Source organism: Allokutzneria multivorans (assembly GCF_039537405.1).
GTDB classification, from domain to species: domain Bacteria; phylum Actinomycetota; class Actinomycetes; order Mycobacteriales; family Pseudonocardiaceae; genus Allokutzneria; species Allokutzneria multivorans.
In genome coordinates this window covers 1-17194 of sequence record NZ_BAABAL010000008.1, presented here as the reverse complement: position 1 = coordinate 17194, position 17194 = coordinate 1, and the positions used below count along the sequence as shown (strand labels likewise).

15 protein-coding genes are annotated in these 17194 nt (G+C 71.1%); 5 read left to right on the top strand and 10 right to left on the bottom strand.

Annotated features, from left to right (window positions below):
- Positions 1 to 5: 5 nt before the first annotated feature.
- Positions 6 to 1799, bottom strand: coding sequence for an aspartate--tRNA ligase (aspS, locus tag ABD798_RS13450; RefSeq protein ID WP_344874439.1), 1794 nt, complete (start codon positions 1797 to 1799; stop codon positions 6 to 8).
- A gap of 76 nt (positions 1800 to 1875) precedes the next feature.
- On the bottom strand, positions 1876 to 3207 hold the full coding sequence (locus ABD798_RS13445) for a threonine/serine exporter family protein (protein WP_344874974.1): 1332 nt from the start codon (positions 3205 to 3207) through the stop codon (positions 1876 to 1878).
- 574 nt (positions 3208 to 3781) lie between these two features.
- Here ABD798_RS13445 and ABD798_RS13440 point away from each other — a divergent pair.
- Positions 3782 to 4618: a class I SAM-dependent methyltransferase gene (locus tag ABD798_RS13440; protein ID WP_344874436.1), complete on the top strand. Its 837-nt coding sequence runs from the start codon at positions 3782 to 3784 to the stop codon at positions 4616 to 4618.
- A 10-nt stretch (positions 4619 to 4628) separates the two neighbouring features.
- Here ABD798_RS13440 and ABD798_RS13435 read toward each other — a convergent pair whose 3' ends face one another.
- The 7 genes from ABD798_RS13435 to ABD798_RS13405 are packed head-to-tail and all read right to left on the bottom strand — an operon-like array spanning position 4629 to position 13613.
- Positions 4629 to 5783: an acyl-CoA dehydrogenase family protein gene (locus tag ABD798_RS13435; RefSeq protein ID WP_344874431.1), complete on the bottom strand. Its 1155-nt coding sequence runs from the start codon at positions 5781 to 5783 to the stop codon at positions 4629 to 4631.
- Positions 5783 to 7738 (bottom strand): acetyl/propionyl/methylcrotonyl-CoA carboxylase subunit alpha, encoded by a 1956-nt coding sequence (locus ABD798_RS13430; protein ID WP_344874429.1) that lies wholly within the window; start codon positions 7736 to 7738, stop codon positions 5783 to 5785. The genes ABD798_RS13435 and ABD798_RS13430 overlap by 1 nt, the downstream gene beginning before the upstream one ends.
- Before the next feature lie 9 nt (positions 7739 to 7747).
- Positions 7748 to 9346: an acyl-CoA carboxylase subunit beta gene (locus ABD798_RS13425; protein ID WP_344874427.1), complete on the bottom strand. Its 1599-nt coding sequence runs from the start codon at positions 9344 to 9346 to the stop codon at positions 7748 to 7750.
- The gene (locus tag ABD798_RS13420) at positions 9343 to 10485 is read right to left on the bottom strand and encodes an acyl-CoA dehydrogenase family protein (protein WP_344874425.1); all 1143 of its coding nucleotides are present in this window, start codon (positions 10483 to 10485) and stop codon (positions 9343 to 9345) included. Before ABD798_RS13420 ends, ABD798_RS13425 begins: the two co-directional genes overlap by 4 nt.
- The gene (locus ABD798_RS13415) at positions 10482 to 12200 is read right to left on the bottom strand and encodes an acyclic terpene utilization AtuA family protein (RefSeq protein ID WP_344874423.1); all 1719 of its coding nucleotides are present in this window, start codon (positions 12198 to 12200) and stop codon (positions 10482 to 10484) included. Before ABD798_RS13415 ends, ABD798_RS13420 begins: the two co-directional genes overlap by 4 nt.
- Complete coding sequence (locus ABD798_RS13410; protein WP_344874421.1) at positions 12197 to 12988, bottom strand: TIGR03084 family metal-binding protein; 792 nt, start codon at positions 12986 to 12988, stop codon at positions 12197 to 12199. Before ABD798_RS13410 ends, ABD798_RS13415 begins: the two co-directional genes overlap by 4 nt.
- 31 nt (positions 12989 to 13019) lie before the next feature.
- Positions 13020 to 13613, bottom strand: coding sequence for a TetR/AcrR family transcriptional regulator (locus ABD798_RS13405; RefSeq protein ID WP_344874972.1), 594 nt, complete (start codon positions 13611 to 13613; stop codon positions 13020 to 13022).
- A 168-nt stretch (positions 13614 to 13781) separates the two neighbouring features.
- On the opposite strand from ABD798_RS13405, the gene ABD798_RS13400 reads away from it, so the two are divergent.
- Positions 13782 to 13928, top strand: a complete 147-nt coding sequence (locus tag ABD798_RS13400) for a hypothetical protein (protein WP_344874419.1) — start codon at positions 13782 to 13784, stop codon at positions 13926 to 13928.
- Between the two features lie 437 nt (positions 13929 to 14365).
- Here ABD798_RS13400 and ABD798_RS13395 read toward each other — a convergent pair whose 3' ends face one another.
- Positions 14366 to 14554, bottom strand: coding sequence for a hypothetical protein (locus ABD798_RS13395; RefSeq protein ID WP_344874417.1), 189 nt, complete (start codon positions 14552 to 14554; stop codon positions 14366 to 14368).
- 316 nt (positions 14555 to 14870) lie between these two features.
- On the opposite strand from ABD798_RS13395, the gene ABD798_RS13390 reads away from it, so the two are divergent.
- The 3 genes from ABD798_RS13390 (at position 14871) to ABD798_RS13380 (ending at position 16838) form a co-directional block, all read left to right on the top strand.
- Positions 14871 to 15122: a hypothetical protein gene (locus ABD798_RS13390; protein WP_344874415.1), complete on the top strand. Its 252-nt coding sequence runs from the start codon at positions 14871 to 14873 to the stop codon at positions 15120 to 15122.
- Between the two features lie 99 nt (positions 15123 to 15221).
- On the top strand, positions 15222 to 16283 hold the full coding sequence (locus tag ABD798_RS13385) for a hypothetical protein (RefSeq protein ID WP_344874413.1): 1062 nt from the start codon (positions 15222 to 15224) through the stop codon (positions 16281 to 16283).
- Positions 16284 to 16298: 15 nt separating this feature from the next.
- Positions 16299 to 16838, top strand: coding sequence for a GNAT family N-acetyltransferase (locus tag ABD798_RS13380; RefSeq protein ID WP_344874411.1), 540 nt, complete (start codon positions 16299 to 16301; stop codon positions 16836 to 16838).
- Positions 16839 to 17194 lie beyond the last annotated feature (356 nt).

The following is a 17194-nucleotide window of genomic DNA, read 5'->3' as shown; positions in this document are numbered from 1 at the left end:
GGCGGTCAGCTCGCCGCGTCACCCTTCGGCTCGGCGGGCTTGGGCTTGAAGTCGACCCCGGCCTCCTTGCGCTGCTGCGGCGTGATCGGCGCGGGCGCGGAGGTCAGCGGGTCGAACCCGCCACCGGACTTCGGGAAGGCGATGACATCGCGCAGCGAGTCGGCCTTGGCCAGCAGCATGCAGATGCGGTCCCAGCCGTAGGCGATGCCGCCGTGCGGGGGCGCGCCGTACTTGAAGGCGTCGAGCAGGAAGCCGAACTTCTCCTGCGACTCCTCCTCGGTCAGGCCCATCACCTCGAACACGCGCTTCTGCACGTCGGCGCGGTGGATACGGATGGACCCGCCGCCGATCTCGTTGCCGTTGCAGACCATGTCGTAGGCGTAGGCCTTGGCCGCGCCCGGGTCCTGCTCGAAGGTGTCGATGCTGTCCGGGGTCGGCGAGGTGAAGGCGTGGTGCAGCGCGGTCCACTTGCCGGAGCCCACCGCGACGTCGTCACCGATCTGGTCGGTGGCCTCGAACAGCGGGAAGTCCACCACCCACGCGAAGGCCCACGCGTCCTCGTCGATCAGGCCGCAGCGGTGGGCGATCTCCACGCGGGCCGCGCCGAGCAGCGCGCGCGCGTCGTTGGGCTGGCCCGCCGCGAAGAAGACGCAGTCGCCCGGGTTCGCGCCCGCCGCCTTGGCAAGGCCGTCGCGCTCGGAGTCGCTGAGGTTCTTGGCGATCGGGCCGCCCAGCGTGCCGTCCTCGGTGACCAGCACGTAGGCGAGGCCCTTGGCGCCGCGCTGCTTGGCCCACTCCTGCCAGGCGTCCAGCTTCTTGCGCGGCTGGCTCGCCCCGCCGGGCATGACCACGCAGCCGACGTAGGGCGCCTGGAAGACGCGGAAGGGCGTCTCGGCGAAGTACTCGGTCAGCTCGGTCAGCTCGACCTCGAAACGCAGGTCCGGCTTGTCGCTGCCGTAGCGCGCCATGGCGTCGGCGTAGCTGATCCTCGGGATCGGCAGCGCGATCTCGTGGTCGGCGAGCTCCTTCCACAGCGCGGAGATCACCTGCTCGCCCAACGAGATCACGTCGTCCTGGTCGACGAAGCTCATCTCGATGTCGAGCTGGGTGAACTCCGGCTGCCGGTCGGCGCGGAAGTCCTCGTCCCGGTAGCAGCGCGCGATCTGGTAGTAGCGCTCCATGCCGCCGACCATCAGCAGCTGCTTGAACAGCTGCGGCGACTGCGGCAGCGCGTACCAGGAACCCGGCTGCAACCGCGCGGGCACCACGAAGTCGCGGGCGCCCTCGGGGGTGGAGCGGGTCAGCGTCGGCGTCTCGATCTCGACGAAGTCGTTGGCGTGCAACACCGTCCGCGCGATGCGGTTGACCTCGCTGCGCATCCGCAGCGCCCGGGCCGGGCCGGAGCGGCGCAGGTCCAGGTAGCGGTGCCGCAGCCGGATCTCCTCGCCCGCCTCCACGTGCTCGTCCAGCGGGAAGGGCAGCGGCGCGGACTCGTTGAGCACCTCGAGGTCGGAGGTGGTGATCTCCACGGCGCCGGTCGGGATGTCGGCGTTCTCGTTGCCCTCGGGGCGGATCTCGACCGTGCCGACGATCTTGAGGCAGAACTCCGAGCGCAGCCGGTGCGCGCGGTCGGCCATCTCGCCCTCGCGGAAGACCACCTGGACCACGCCGGAGGCGTCCCGGAGATCGATGAAGATCACCCCGCCGTGATCGCGACGCCGCGCCACCCAGCCGGTGAGGGTGACGGTCTGGCCTGCATGCTCGGCGCGGAGACTTCCGGCCTCGTGCGTGCGCATCACGGGAGTGCTTCTCCTTGGTCAAAGGTGTAGAGCCCGTCAAGGCTAGCTTGACGTGCCGACGCACCTCGTCCGGGTACTAGCGCAGCGGGCCGCTGAACCTCGGGCCCGCGAGCCTGCGCTCCAGGCGGCTCAGCCCGGTGCGCACCGGCTGGGCGAGGTACTCGCCGAGCACCACGCCCGCGGCGAGGGCCAGTCCGATGCCCAGCGCGAGGAACAGCGCGCGCATCCCGCCCGACAGGTCCTGGTCCACCGTGAGCTTGAACAGCGCCTGGTAGGTGGTCAGCCCCGGCAGCAGCGGCGTGATCCCGGAGACCGCGATCGCCAGCGGGGACATCTTGAGCCGCCTGGACACCACGCCGCCCACGAAACCGATCAGCGCGGCCGCCCCGGCGGAGGCGATGATCATCTCGGCGCCCGCCAGCATCAGCGCGCCGTAGCTGGCCATGCCCGCCGCACCGGCCAGCCCGGCGAGGAAGAGCGTGCGCAGCGTGGCGTAGCTGGCCAGGGCGAAGCAGAACGAGGTCGCCGCGCCCGCCGCGATCATCGCGGGCAGGTGCGCCAGCAGCGGCGGGATCGGCTCGCCCACGGTCAGCGGGGACCCGACGGCCACCCCCAGCTTGAGCACCAGCACCACGCCGATGATCAGCCCGATGGTCATCAGGGTGATCTCCATGGCGCGCCCGGCCGCGGTCACGTTGAAGCCGGTGATCGCGTCCTGCACGGCACCGACCAGCGACAGCCCGGACAGCAGCACCACGATGCCCGCGGCGATCACCAGCGTCGGCCGCATCCCGCCGAGGCTGTCCGGCAGCGCGTTCACGCCGAGCGCGATGCCCGTCGCCAGCGCTCCGCCGATCACCTGCTGGAAGAAGAACGGCAGCGCGATCCGGTTGACCAGCCTGCCGATCCGGTCGATCAGCGCCGTCGCCAGCGCGGCGATGCACGCGAGCACCAGCCCGCCGCCGAGCAGCACCGCCACCGCGGCCGCCATGCCGGACCACGCGAGCGTGGCCACCCAGCGCGGGTAGGGGTGCGGCGCCGAGCTGATCTCGTCGAGCACCATCCTGGCCTGCTCCGTGGTGAGCGCGCCCCTGGCGATGCGCCGCACCAGCCGCTCCACCTCGGCCAGCCGCGTGTAGTCCATGCTGCGGGAGCGGACCACGCGGGTCGCGCTGACCGGAGCGGCGGCGTACCCGCGGTGGCAGCAGATGGTGATGGACGTGAAGGTCACGTCCACCTCGCAGGTGGGCATGCCCAGCGCGTCGGTCACCGCGAGCATCGTCGAGGTGACGTCGGCGGCGCCGGCACCACTGGCCATCTGGAGCTCGCCGATGCGCAGCGCCAGGTCGAGCACCTGGTGCACGGAGGCGTCGTCGGGGACTTCGGGGCCGTACAGCATGGTGGGCATGATCGCCGGTCGCGCAACCGCCCGCTGATTGGTGTCACCACCTTCACCGCGCCGCACCCGGAACGCCCGAAACGCCAGCCCCACCGCTACCCCCACCCCGTAGTCACCTCACCTGGGGCATCGACGGATCGACCCGGCGCGTTGCAGGAGTGGATCATTGCGCTCGTCACATCACCTCCATCCCGAAACCACTTCACGAAACCGCCACGTGCACGCACGCTCCGGACCGCCGCACCAGACCGCTGCGACCGTGGCCACCCAACACGGCCCAACACCGCCCACCGGCACTGTCGGCCAGCACTGTCGGCCACGAAACAGAGAGGCCACAGCCGGTCTCACACCGCGGTTCGCGTCCGCGGTCAGCGCACTCCCGGGCCGGGCCCTCCGCACTAGGCCGCCGCACTGGGCCGCCGCACGGAGCTGTCCTCCGACTGCGAACGAGGACAGTCGTCAGCGCCGCAGCACCGAGCCATCGGGGACACAGGACCGCCGGAGACACGGGGCCGCTAGCGACACCGAACCGTCGGAGACACAGGACCGTCAGGTACACGGGACCGTCAGGTATAGCTGGGACATGGCCACCTCAGCGCAGGAGAACTTCCTGAAAGCGTTTCACGCCAACCATCCGATGGCGACGTCGCAGACGTTCGGCAGTGGCCGTGGACCGGACGGCCACTCCAGCTACGACCTCCTCGCCGCGCGGGTGGCGGGCAGCGAGCGCGTGCTGGACCTGGGCTGCGGGGACGGCGTCCTGCTGGACCTGCTCGCCGCTCCGTCCAGGCACCTCACCGGGATCGACCTCTCCCCCGACTCGCTCGCCGTGGCCCGCCGCCGTCCGACGCTGGCGAACGCCCGGCTGGTGGAGGGCCGCGCTCAGCGACTTCCCTTCCCTGACAACGATTTCGACGCATGCACCTCCCACATGGCGTTGATGTTGATGGACGACGTCGACGCGGTGGCGGCCGAGGTCGCCAGGGTGCTCGCCCCCGGAGGGACCTTCGCCTGCGCACTCGGTGGCGGGGCCGCCGGTGGCGAGGCGTTCGAGCTGTTCCTGTCGCTGCTGCGGCCGGTGCTCGCGTCAGCACCACCGCACCAGCGGATCCCGTCACTGGGTGACCGGCGCACCCGGAATCGCGCGGGGCTGGACGAGATCCTGGGTCCGGCCGGATTCGCGCCGGTCTCCTGGGAGACGGTGGTGATCGATCTGAGCGCTCCCGCCGACCAGCTGTGGCCGGTGGTCTCCTGCCTCTACGACGTGCTGCCGCTGCCCTCCGACACCCTCGCCGGACTGCGGGCGGAGTTCACCGCCGAGGCCGCCGCCCTCACCCGCGCGGACGGCACCGTCCCGTGCGGGTTCCAGGTCCACCTCGCGACCGCGTCCCTCCCTTCTTCGACGGAGTCCCTGTCCTAGATCCCTTGTCCTAGTAGGACTTCGGCAGTCCCAGGCTGTGCTGGGCGACGAAGTTGAGGATCATCTCCCGGCTGATCGGAGCGATCCTCGCCACGCGCGCGGCGGCCCAGAGCGTGCCGACGCCGTACTCCGTGGCCATGCCGTTGCCGCCGTGGGTCTGCACGGCGGTGTCCACCGCGTTGATCACGGCCTCGCCCGCCGCGTACTTCGCGATGTTGGCCGCCTCCGCCGCGCTCGCGTCGTCGGAGTCGTAGGCCCACGCCGCGCGCTGCACCGCCAGCCGTGCCAGCTCCAACTCCACGTGCGCCTTGGCCAACGGGTGCGCGATCGCCTGGTGCGCGCCGATCGCCTCGCCCCACACGCTCCTGGTGCGCGCGTACTCGTTGGCCTTGCCGAGAGCGTGCCTGCCGATCCCGGTGGCGTAGGCCGCGACCGTGATCCGCTCCGGGTTGAGCCCGGCGAACAACGCGGCCAGCCCCGCGTCCTCGCCGCCGACCAGCGCGTCGGCCGGGAGCTTCACGTCGTCGAAGAACAGCGTGTACTGCCGCTCCGGCGAGGTGATCTCCATCGAGATCTCGTGCCGCTCGTACCCGGGCGCGTCGGTCGGCACGATGAACATCGCGGGCCGCAGCGTGCCGGTCCGCGCGTCCTCGGTGCGGGCGACCACCAGCGTCGCCTCGGTCTCGTCGACGCCGGAGATGTAGTACTTCCGCCCGCTCAACCGCCAGCCGTCGCCGTCCTGCCGCGCGGTGGTGGTGATGTTGTGCGCGTTGGAGCCCGCGTCCGGTTCGGTGATCGCGAAGGACATCTTCGCGGAACCGTCGGCGAATCCGGGGAGCCAGGTCTTGCGCTGCTCCTCCGTCCCGGACTTGGCGATCACGGTCGCGGCGATCGCCGGGGAGACCACGATCAGCAGCAGCGGACAACCGCCCGCGGCCAGCTCCTCGCACACGATGGCGAGTTCGGTGATGCCGCCGCCCCCGCCGCCGTAGCGCTCCGGGACCGCGACGCCGAGATAGCCGAGCTGTCCCGCCTCGCGCCACAGCTCGTCGGTGCGCTCACCGCGCTTGGCCTTCTCGACCCAGTAGCCGTGGCCGTACTTGGCGGCCAGCGCGGCGACGGCGGACCGCAACGCCCGCTGCTCGTCGGTCTCGCGGAAATCCACTACCCCTCCTCAGCAACGCCGACAGGAACACCCACCACGGCCAGCACGGCGCCGGCCTCCACCTGCTCGCCCACCTCCACCTCGATCACCTCGACCACACCCGCACCCGGGGAGCGCACCGAGTGCCGCATCTTCATCGCTTCCAACACGATCAGCTCCGCGCCCGCCTCGACGCGCTGGCCCACCTCGGCGACCAGGTCGACGACCGTCGCGGGCATCGGCGCGAGCAGCGACCCCTCCGCGACCGTCTCGGCGGGATCGGTGAAGCGCGGCATCCGTTGCAGCGCAACCGATCCCAGATCGGAATCGACGAAGACCCGGTCGCCGTGCACCGCGACGTGGAAGGTCCGTCGCACTCCGGCCACATCGAAAGTAGCTCGATTCTCCGTGCTGTCAAACAGGACCACGTCCTCCTCGCCGAGCAGCCGCCCCCGCTCCAGCCGGTAAGCGACCTCGATCTCGCCACGCGATCCGGCGAATCTCTTGCGCTGCAACTGAGATGGCAGGTTGCGCCATCCGGGTGGAATCGCCGGATGGGTTCCGCGAACGGCGCTGGTCTCGGCCACGGCGGCGGCCAGAGCGGACAGTCGCTCTGTGCGATTTTCACCCAGGCGCACCACCACCCGATTGGTTTCGAGGAAAGAGGTGTCCGTTTCCCCTGCTACAAATCCCTCGTGCCGCAGAACATCGACGAGAAGATCGCGATTGGTCGCCGGACCGTGCAGCCGCGCTCCGGCCAACGCCGTGGCAAGCCTCCTGGCCGCGGCGACCCGCGTCGGCGCCCACGCGATCACCTTCGCCAGCATCGGGTCGTAGTGCGTCCCGACCACCGAACCGCTCACCACACCGGAGTCCAGCCGCAGCCCGTGGTCGGACGCCCCCACACCGAACTCGACGTCCACGGTGGACAGTTCGAAGCGGTGCAGGGTCCCGCTCTGCGGGCGCCAGTCGGCGGCGGGATCCTCCGCGTAGAGCCGCGCCTCGATCGCGTGACCGCGCGGGACGGGTGGCTCCGCCGGCAGCCGCGCGCCCTCAGCGATCTCCAGTTGGGCGCGGACCAGGTCGAGGCCGGTGACGCACTCGGTCACCGGGTGCTCCACCTGGAGCCGCGTGTTGGTCTCCAGGAAGAAGAAATCTCCCTTGGGGGACAACATGAACTCGACGGTTCCCGCACCCACGTAGTCGATCGCGCGCGCCGCCGCCACCGCGGCCGAGCACAGTGCCGCGCGCAGGTCCGCGTCGACGGCGGGCGAGGGCGTCTCCTCGATGACCTTCTGGTAGCGGCGCTGGATCGAGCACTCCCGCTCACCGAGCGCCCACACGGTGCCGTGCCGATCGGCGAGCACCTGGACCTCGATGTGCCTGCCGCGCTCCAGGTACGGCTCGCAGAAGACGGTGTCGTCGCCGAACGCGCTGGCGGCCTCCGCGCGGGCGGAGCGCACGGCCTCGTCGAGCACGTCGAGGGAGCGCACGATCCGCATGCCGCGACCGCCGCCCCCGGCGGATGCCTTCACCAGCACGGGAAGATCGGCGTCCGTGACCGCGCCCGGGTCCAGCTCCGGCAGCACGGGCACCCCGGCTTCGGCCATCAACCGCTTCGCGGCGACCTTGGAGCCCATGGACTCGATCGCCGCCGGTTCCGGCCCGACCCAGGTCAGGCCCGCGTCCTGGACCGAGCGCGCGAACTCGGCGTTCTCCGACAGGAACCCGTACCCGGGGTGCACCGCGTCGGCACCCGCGTCGCGAGCCGCGCGGATCAGCAGCTCACCTCGGAGATAGGTCTCCGAGGGAGAGGCCCCGGGCAGGCGCACGGCCACGTCCGCCTCCCGCACGTGCGGGGAATCGGCGTCGGGGTCGGCGAACACCGCGACGGTCCGGATGCCGAGCACCCGGCAGGTGGCGATCACCCGGCGGGCGATCTCGCCCCGGTTGGCGATCAGCAGGCTGGAGATCACTGCCGCTCCTCACATCCGGAACACGCCGTACCGCTCGGCACCGCGAACCGCACCGCTGTGGATCGCGGAGAGGCAGATGCCGAGAACGGTCCTGGTGTCCCTGGGGTCGATCACGCCGTCGTCGTAGAGGCGCCCGGACAGGAAGGGTGCGAGGGACTGCTCCTCGATCTGCTGCTCGACCACGGCCCGCAGCCCGGCGTCGGCCTGCTCGTCGTAGGGCTGCCCCTTGGCGGCCGCGGCCTGCCTGGCGACGATCGAGAGCACTCCGGCCAGCTGGGCGGGGCCCATCACCGCGGACTTGGCGTTGGGCCAGGTGAACAGGAAGCGTGGGTCGTAGGCCCTGCCGCACATGCCGTAGTTGCCCGCGCCGTAGGAGGCGCCCATCACCACGGTCAGGTGCGGGACCGCGCTGTTGGACACCGCGTTGATCATCATCGCGCCGTGCTTGATGATCCCGGCCTGCTCGTAGTCCTTGCCGACCATGTAGCCGGTGGTGTTCTGCAGGAACAGCAGTGGCGTGTCCGAGGCGTTGGCGAGCTGGATGAACTGCGTCGCCTTCTGCGCCTCCGCGCTGAACAGCACGCCTCTGGCGTTGGCCAGGACTCCGACGGGATAGCCGTGCAGCGAGGCCCATCCGGTGATCAGGCTCGTGCCGTAGGAGGGCTTGAACTCGTCGAAGTCCGAGCCGTCGACAACGCGCGCGATCACCTCGCGCGGGTCGAACGGCTCGCGCAGGTCCGTCGGCGCGATACCGAGCAGATCCTCGGGGTCGTGCACCGGTTCGACGACCGGGAACGTCGGTCCAGGACCGTGCTTGCGCCAGTTCAGCCGAGCGATGACGCGGCGGCCGATGCGCAGGGCGTCCTGCTCGTCCTCGGCGAGGAAGTCGGCGAGCCCCGAGGTCCTGGCGTGCATCTCGGCGCCGCCGAGCGACTCGTCGTCGGACTCCTCCCCGGTGGCCATCTTCACCAGCGGCGGTCCGCCGAGGAAGACCTTGGCCCGTTCCTTGACCATCACCACGTAGTCGCTCATCCCGGGCACGTAGGCGCCGCCCGCAGTGGAGTTGCCGAAGACCAGCGTCACCGTGGGCACCCGCGCCGCCGACGCCCTGGTGAGGTCGCGGAAGAGCCTGCCGCCCGGGATGAAGATCTCGCTCTGGCTCGGCAGATCGGCTCCGCCGGACTCCACGAGGTTGACCACCGGCAGCCGGTTCGCCATGGCGATGTCGGTGGCGCGGAAGGTCTTGCGCAGCGTCCACGGATTGCTGGCGCCACCGCGCACCGTCGGGTCGTTGGCGACGATCAGGCACTCGACCCCGGAGATCACGCCGATGCCGGTGACCACGCTCGCGCCCACCGCGTAGTCGGTGCCCCAGCCCGCGAGCGGGGACAGCTCCAGGAACGCGGAGTCCTCGTCGATCAGCAGCTCGATGCGTTCCCTCGGCAGCAGTTTCCCGCGCTTGTGGTGCCGCTCGACGTACTTCTGCCCACCGCCCGCCAGCGCCTTGGCGTGCTCGGCGGCCAGCTCGTCGAGCTTGGTCAGCATCGCCGCGCGACGCTCCCGGTGCACAGGATCACGTGTGTCCACTGTGGACTTCAGAACGGTCACGCCGTGTACCCCATCCGCCGTGCGGCGAGATCCGCGAGCACCTCGCTGGCCCCACCGCCGATGCCCAGAATCCTGGAGTCCCGGTAATGCCTCTCCACCTCGGCCTCCCGCATGTACCCGAAGCCGCCGTGCAGCTGCACGGCCGCGTCCACCACGGAGTCGCACGCCCGCACGGCGGCGTTCTTGGCCATGCACACCCGCGCGATGACCTCCTCGCCCGCCGCGACGGCGAGCACCACCGACCGCACGTAGGTCCTGGCGAGCTCGATCTGCTGGGTCATCTCCACCAGCCGGTGCCGGACGAGCTGCCTGCTGACGAGCGGCCTGCCGAACGTCGAGCGGTCGCGCACCCACGCCAGGGTCAGCTCCAGGCACCGTTCCGCAGTCGCGTACGCCTGCACGGCCAGGCTCAGCCGCTCCACCTGGAACTGGCGCATGAGGTGCGCGAAACCGCTGTCCTGCGCGCCGACGAGGTTCCGCACCGGCACCCGAGCGTCCACAAAGGACAGTTCAGCCGTGTCCGAGCAGTGCCAGCCCATCTTCTCCAGCCTGCGGCTGACCGCGAACCCCGGCGTGCCACGCTCCACCACCAGCAGGCTCACGCCGCCGTGGCCGGGCTCGCCCGTCCGGACGGCGGTGGTGACGAAGTCGGCCCGAGCACCGGAGGTGATGTAGGTCTTGGCGCCGTTCACCACGAAGTGGTCTCCGTCGCGCACGGCACGCGTGCGCAGTGCGGCCACGTCGGAGCCGCCGTCCGGCTCGGTGACGGCGAGCGCGCCGATCAGCTCTCCGGCCAGGGTCGGTCGCACGAACCGGTCGATCAGCTCCGCACCACCGGCGTCGACGATGTGCGGCAACGCGATGCCGTGGGTGAACAGCGCCGCGACCAGGCCCGAGGAACCGCCCGCGCGGATCAGCTCCTCGGTGACCACGGAGACGTCGACGAGGTCACCGCCCTCGCCGCCGACCGCCTCGTCGAAGCCGATGCCGAGCAGCCCCGCCGCCGCGGCCTTGCCGTGCAGGGCGCGGGGCACCTCACCGAGGCGTTCCCAGTCCGCCAGGTGCGGGCGGACCTCTCGCTCCACGAAAGCGCGGACGGAGTCCCGAAGTGCTTGCCGTTCCGGGGTTTCGAAGCTCATCGCGCCCCCTCCACCAACGAGACGGGGAGGTCGGCGACGCGGGCTCGGAGCCATTCCCCGAGCGCCTTGGCCTGGGGGTCGAACCGGGTAGAGGAAGCGACACCCTCACCGAGCAGCCCGTGCACCACGAAGTTCACCGCGCGCAGGTTCGGGAACTGGTGGCGCTCCACCTCCAGATCGGCCACCTCCGGCAGCAGGTGGCGCAGCCGGTCCACGGAGAGTTCGTGCACCAGCCAACGGAATCCCGCGTCCGACCGCGCCCACACGCCGAGGTTGGCGTCACCGCCCTTGTCACCCGAGCGCGCTCCGAACAGGGTGCCCAGCGGGACGGCCGTCGTCGGCTCGGACGGTGACGGCGGGACCTCGTCCTCCCAGGAAAGGTCCCGTTCCGGTTGGTCGTGGACGGCATCGGCGATCTCGACGCGCTCGCCGCCGGGCAGCACCGCGACCTGCTGAACGTCTTCCCTGGCCACGTAACCGGCGCGGTAGACGCCGAACGGTGTGCCGTCCGAGGGTGGTGCGGTGACGTGGAACCCCGGGTAGGACGCCAGCGCGAGTTCGATCGCCGCGCGTGAGAAAGCCTTGGCCCGCTTGGGGTCCGAGGTCTTGATCGTGACGTGCAGGAGGGCGCTCGCCGCCTCCTCGGTGTCGGCGTCGGGGTGGTCGGTGCGGGCCAGCGTCCAGGTCAGCCCGTCCGTTCCGATCGCGGATTCGAGCTGGCCTCGCGCGAGATCGGCCTTCGCCTCGACGTCGAGTCCGCACAGGGCGAACGTGGTGGCGTTGCGCCACCCCCCGACCGAGTTCAGACAGACCTTCAGCGTGGAAGGAGGTGGGAAACCGCGGACCCCGGCGATCCGGACCCGGTCCGGGCCCTGCTGGGTGAGTTCGGCGGTGTCGAAGCGGGCCGTGACGTCCGGTCCCGGGTAGTCGGCGCCACCGATCTCGTAGAGCAGCTGCGCGGTCACGGTGTCCACCGTCACCGCTCCCCCGGTGCCCGGGTGCTTCGTGATCACCGAGCTGCCGTCGGCGTGCAGCTCGGCCACGGGAAACCCGGGGTGGGAGGGGTCGGCGATCTCGGTGAAGAACGAGTAGTTGCCCCCGGTGGCCTGGGTGCCGCACTCCAGGACGTGGCCCGCCGCGGTCGCTCCGGCGAGCTGGTCCAGGTCGCGCGGGCTCCACCCGAAGTGCGCGATGGCGGGTCCGACCACCAGCGACGCGTCGGTGACCCGCCCGGTGACCACCACGTCCGCGCCCGCACGCAGGCACTCGGCGATGCCCCACGCGCCGAGGTAGGCGTTGGCGGTCAGTGGCTGACCCGGTCCGTGTCGCGCGAGGCCGAGATCGACCGCCCGCTCCCGCAGGTCGTCACCCTCGACGTGGGCCACGGACACGGCGAGGCCGAGCCGCTGCACCAGCTCGCGCAGCGCGTCGGCCAGTCCCGCCGGGGTGAGGCCACCCGCGTTGGCGACGATCCGCACGCCCTTGTCCTTGGCCAGCCCCAGGTTGGCCTCCATCTGCCGGAGGAACGTCTTGGCGTAACCCAGCTTCGGGTCCTTCATCCGGTCCCGGCCGAGGATGAGCATCGTCAGCTCGGCCAGGTAGTCCCCGGTGAGCACGTGCAGGGGGCCGCCGTCGAGCATCTCGCGCACCGCGTCGAACCGGTCCCCGTAGAAACCGGACGCGTTGCCGATGAGGAGAGGAGAACCAGCGCTCATGAGAACTGCCCCGCCTTCCGGCCGCGCCCGGGAGGTCCGGCGAACGCCTGCGCGAGGCCCAGCCACGTGCGAGCCACCTCGCCGGTCGCGGTCACGTCGAGGTCGTCGAGGTGGCGCCGCTGGGTGACGAGCAGGCAGAAGTCCCGTGCGGAACCGGTGACCCGCTGCTCCGCGTCGTCCGGCCCCCACGCCCAGAGCGTGCTCTCGGGTCCGGTCAGCTCCACCCTGACCGGGTCCTCGGGTGCCGTCTTTCCGTTGACCTGGAAGGCGAAACCCCGTGTGCGCACGCCCAGGTGAGCGATGTGCCGCAGCCGGGCGGTGGGGCGACGAGTGACGCCGAGCGCGTCGGCGACGTCCTGGCCGTGCGCCCAGGTCTCCATGATCCGGGCGGTCGCCATGGACAGCGGCTTCATCGGCGGGCCGAACCACGGCAGCTTCGCGGTGGGGTCGGCCAACGCGAGCGCGGCGGTCAGCTCGCTGCGCCCTCGGCGCCACCGGCGCAGCAGCTCCGACGGGTGCTCGGTCGTTCCCTCGGCGGCCCCGGCCTCCACGAAGGCGGTCGGGTCGGCGAGCGCGCCGCCGAGTTCCGCGGTGAACGCCTCCGGGTCGCGGAGGGAGAGCACCGACAACCGGTCCGTCCACGCCAGGTGCGACACCTGGTGCGCGACGGTCCAGCCCTCGGCGGGTGTCAGCGTGCGCCAGCCCGGGTCGTCGAGCCCAGCGACCAGGGCGTCGAGCTCGTCCCCCTCGGCGCGCAGGTCGGCCGACAGGGCGATCAGGTCCGTCATCGGTTCCCCTCGTGGTCGCTGCTCTGCTGCTCTAGCGCTCGGTCCCCTGGTGGTCCGGGCTCGGGTGGTCGCCGCGCTCGCGCGCGGTGGCCAGCTCACGGTCGAGCGTCCGCGCCCAGCCCCGGACGATGCGGTCGCGGCGGCGGGAGTCGTCGGCGAGCTGTGCGGCCAGCGCCAGCCCTCGGGCGAGGTCGAGCGTGGTCTGCACGGCCAGCCGAACGTCGGCGTCGGAGTCGTCGACGCCGAGCAGCTCCACCGCGAGCCGGTGGGTCTCCCTGCCGAGGCGGGTCTGGAGAGGGAGCACGACCTCGTGCAGCTCGGCGTCGGTGCGCGCGGCCACCCACAGCTCCAGAGCGGCGGTGAACAGCGGGCTGGCGAAGAAGTCGGCGATCAGGCCGACCACGGCGACGGTGCGCCCCTCGGTACCGCTGATCTCGGCGGCGCGGTCGCGGAGCACCTGCACGCTCTCGGCGCCGACGTGCTCGACGGCCGCGGTGACCAGCTCGGCCCGGGTCGGGAAGTGGTGCAGCTGCGCGCCGCGCGACACTCCCGCGCGCTCGGCGACCAGTGTCGTGGTCGTGCCCGCCCAGCCCCGCTCCACCAGGCACGCCACGGTGGCAGCCATGAGCTTCCTGCGGGTCTCGCGACTGCGGTCGGCCTGGCGCTGCCGGGTGGTCGCGGGTGGTGTCGCGGTCTCTGGCACGAGCCGAGTCTCACCCCGAACTAACAAACAGTCAAGCCTGCTTGTTAGTTCGCCGAGGTGGCACTCGCCTGCCGCGCGACTGGGAACCGCATGATCGATTCGACTGAGGGGAAGGGCGATGTGCGTGCGGGACAGGCCCCTGCGGCGCTGCTCGACGACCTGAAACGCAGGAGCGGCCACATCTACGAGTTCATCGGCGGCAGGGCGAATCTGATCAGGTCGACGGTGCACCGCTAGTGCAAGGGCGTGAGCTTCCCGGCCACCTTCGGCGCCGTCGAGAAGGTCGCCTCGGTGTGCGGAGCGGACCAGCGGGAGCTGTCCGAGCTGTACCGGCTCTGGGAACAGGCACAGCTCCCCGCAGCCGACGAGATGCCGGAAACCCTTGCCGCACAACCACTTCCCTCTACCAAGCGACCGCGACTGCGACTCGGCGCCGTGCTGGCGGCACTGCTCTTGGCTTTGGGGGCGAGCGGGCCGTGCTCCGCACTCGATTCGAAGATCGAACCGCAGCACGGGGTGTACGACCGGCCGAAGCTGGAGCGGCACGTCGAACCGGCGCAGCGGGCCGCCGGGGTGGGCCAGTCCGGGCGGGCTGGAGATGACCTACACGGAGCGCCCGCGCACGAGCGCGCCCGACGACCTCGCGGTGTGGGACGCGGCCAACGTCGAAGCGGCTACAGCGGGTCCGTCGAGTCGATGGTGGAGTTGACCGCGCGGGCGAGCCGGGCGATCAAGGCCGCCGACCCGAAAGCCCTCGTGGTCTGCCCCGGCATGGCGGAGCTGTGGGACCCGTCCGCGCTGGCGTGGGTGGACCCCTTCGCCGAGCTCGGCGACTGTTCGCGCTGCGGTGCCGCCGCGATCAAGCTGCACCCGCGCCGCAACTCCGATCGACCGGAGACGATGGTGGAGCTCGCGACCCGCGTCGAGCGCGCGCTCTACCGGGCGGGCCGCTGGCGCCGCCGATGTGGAACACCGGACAGGGCTCCTCGATGCAGCTGGACCTGCCGCTGCCCCGGAGACCGCCGCGAACTCCGCCGTCCGTTTCTACCTGGTGAGTATTTATGTGGAGTACAAGCGGACCTATTTCTACATTTGGGGAAGCGACAAACTTCCGATCGCGTTGCAACCGCACGGCGGCCAGCCGACCAGGGTCGCGCTGCATGTGCAGGAGTTGGGCCGATGGCTGGAGGGAACGCAGAACACCTTCGCGGCCAAGGTGCGAAGGCCGGGTTGCCCAGCAACGCGTGGGAGTGCCGTTTTTCCAGTGCTGGCAACACAAGCAGGATCTGGTGGACCGACCGCGGTACCGCGCACGTTCCGGTGCCCGCGGGCGTGGTCGCCGTGCACACCCTCGACGGCGGGCGCAGGCTCGTTCACCCCGGCGACTCGCTGGAGGTCACGGAGGGTCCTGTCCAGCTCCGCGACCGCTGAGTGACGGACGGCATTCTCTGTCGCTCCCAGGGCGTTCGCCTGTCTAACCTGAGCGCAGTTCGTGGCGGGTGCCACGACGCCGCAAGGGGGATTCTTGCTGTGAGCACTGCAAAGAAGCTGGGCGCGCTCGTCGCGGCCAGCGCGTTCGCGTTCGGTGTGCCCGCCGTGGCCGAGGCGGGGTCGACGGTCACCGCGCTGGCCGAGCTGCCCGGTGGTTCCGGCAGCGGCGCGTGGGGGATCAACAACCACCGTGTCGCCGTCGGCTGGGCCAACACCGGCACCACCTCGCACGCGGTGCGCTGGGCCGAGAACGGCGCCGTCACCGATCTCGGCACCCTGCCGGGCGACACCGGCAGCAGGGCGACCGCGATCGCCTCGAACGGCACGATCGTCGGCCGTTCTTCGTCGCCGCAGGGCCACCGCGCCGTGCGGTGGTCCCAGGACGGCGTGATCACCGCGCTCGCGAGCCTGCCCGGCACCGCCTACTGCACTGCCGAGTCGATCGACGTGCACGACATCGCCGCCGGGCACTGCTCCGCCGACTCCTCGGCGAGCAGTGGGCGCGCGGTCCGGTGGGCGCCGGACGGCACGGTCACCGAACTGGGCGCGCTGCCGGACAGCCAGGCCAGCAGGGCGGTCGGCATCAGCCACGACAAGGTCATCGTCGGCTGGGCGCGGCGTACCGACGGTTCCACGCGCGCCGTGCGATGGGCCGAGGACGGCACCGCGACCGAGCTGCCGTCGCTGCCCGGGGGCGCGCTGAGCGAGGCGCGCGGCATCAACAACGGCGTCATCGCGGGCAAGGTCTGGGTCTACACCCCGGGGCGCGGCGGCGTGAACCACGCGGTGCGGTGGAACGCCGACGGCACCGTGACCGACCTCGGTGTCCTGCCCGGCACCAGCAACGCGCAGAGCGAAGCGCGCGCCGTGACCGCCGGGGGCCTCCACGGCGCGGGCTCGGTCGCCGGCGAGTCCCAGACCGCCGAGGGGCGCTACACGGCCGTGCTCTGGTCGCCGCGCGGTGTCGCCACCAACCTCGGCGCGCTGCCGAACGCGGGCGAGGGCACCATCACGTTCGCGACGGCACTCAACGCGCTCAACGTCGTGGTGGGCAGCTCCGGCGGACACGCCGTGCGCTGGAACGCTCCCATCCAGCGCTAGCAGGGAGGCTGGGGCGTGTTGACCGAGCGGTTGGCGCTGCGACGTTTTCGGCGTGAGGACGCCGAGGCGTTCCGCGCCTACCGCTCGGACCCGGCGGTCGCCCGCTACCAGTCCTGGGAAGCACCGCTGTCCACTGTGGACGCGGAGGAGCTGGTCGCGGAGTTCGCCGGACTGGACCCGAACGCGCCGGGATGGTTCCAGTACGCCGTGGAGCTGCGCGGCCGTGGCACGCTGATCGGCGACGTCGGCGTGAACCTGCACGAGAACCGCATGCAGGCGGAGATCGGCTTCACCTTCGCCAGGGAGCACCAGGGACGCGGTCACGCCACCGAGGCCGTATCACGCGTGGTCGATCACCTCCTTGTCTCCCAAGGGTTGCGGCGGGTCTCGGCGGAGTGCGACGCGCGCAACACCGCTTCGGTCCGCCTGCTGGAACGCGTCGGTTTCCGCCAGGAAGGACACCGACCCGAGTTCACCTGGCTCAAGGGCGAGTGGACCGACGACCTCCTCTTCGGTCTGCTCGCACCCAACTGGCCACCACCACCCCGCCCCTGACCAACCCGTTCCGTACTCACCACAGCCGATGGGAGCGCTCCTTTTCCCGCTGGGAGCACGAAACGGGGCTACGAACGGGCACGGGGCTAGGCCCTGTCCTGTAAGTCGTCAGGTTTGCAGGTCTTCAAGACCACCCAACCCCCGCCCCCACCGTCTCCAGCGACAGCAAACCCCGCAAGGCCGCAGGGTTTGCGGCGGTTAGCGATGATCAACAGCGGGGTTTGCTGGTCTTGAAGACACCCCAACCCCCAGCGACTCCGTGACCGGAACATACAGCGCAACCACTTGCAGGACAAGCCCTAGTGTCCTGAGTCGGGAGTTGTAGTCATATGTAGTGTGGAGTGATGGCGCGTACT

Excerpts from the sequence above, each read along its gene's own strand:
- ABD798_RS13445 (WP_344874974.1), bottom strand. The coding sequence starts at position 3,207 with ATGCCCACCATGCTGTACGGCCCCGAAGTCCCCGACGACGCCTCCGTG.
- ABD798_RS13440 (WP_344874436.1), top strand. The coding sequence starts at position 3,782 with ATGGCCACCTCAGCGCAGGAGAACTTCCTGAAAGCGTTTCACGCCAAC.
- ABD798_RS13420 (WP_344874425.1), bottom strand. The coding sequence starts at position 10,485 with ATGAGCTTCGAAACCCCGGAACGGCAAGCACTTCGGGACTCCGTCCGC.
- ABD798_RS13415 (WP_344874423.1), bottom strand. The coding sequence starts at position 12,200 with ATGAGCGCTGGTTCTCCTCTCCTCATCGGCAACGCGTCCGGTTTCTAC.
- ABD798_RS13410 (WP_344874421.1), bottom strand. The coding sequence starts at position 12,988 with ATGACGGACCTGATCGCCCTGTCGGCCGACCTGCGCGCCGAGGGGGAC.
- ABD798_RS13405 (WP_344874972.1), bottom strand. The coding sequence starts at position 13,613 with ATGGCTGCCACCGTGGCGTGCCTGGTGGAGCGGGGCTGGGCGGGCACG.
- ABD798_RS13400 (WP_344874419.1), top strand. The coding sequence starts at position 13,782 with ATGATCGATTCGACTGAGGGGAAGGGCGATGTGCGTGCGGGACAGGCC.
- ABD798_RS13390 (WP_344874415.1), top strand. The coding sequence starts at position 14,871 with ATGGCTGGAGGGAACGCAGAACACCTTCGCGGCCAAGGTGCGAAGGCC.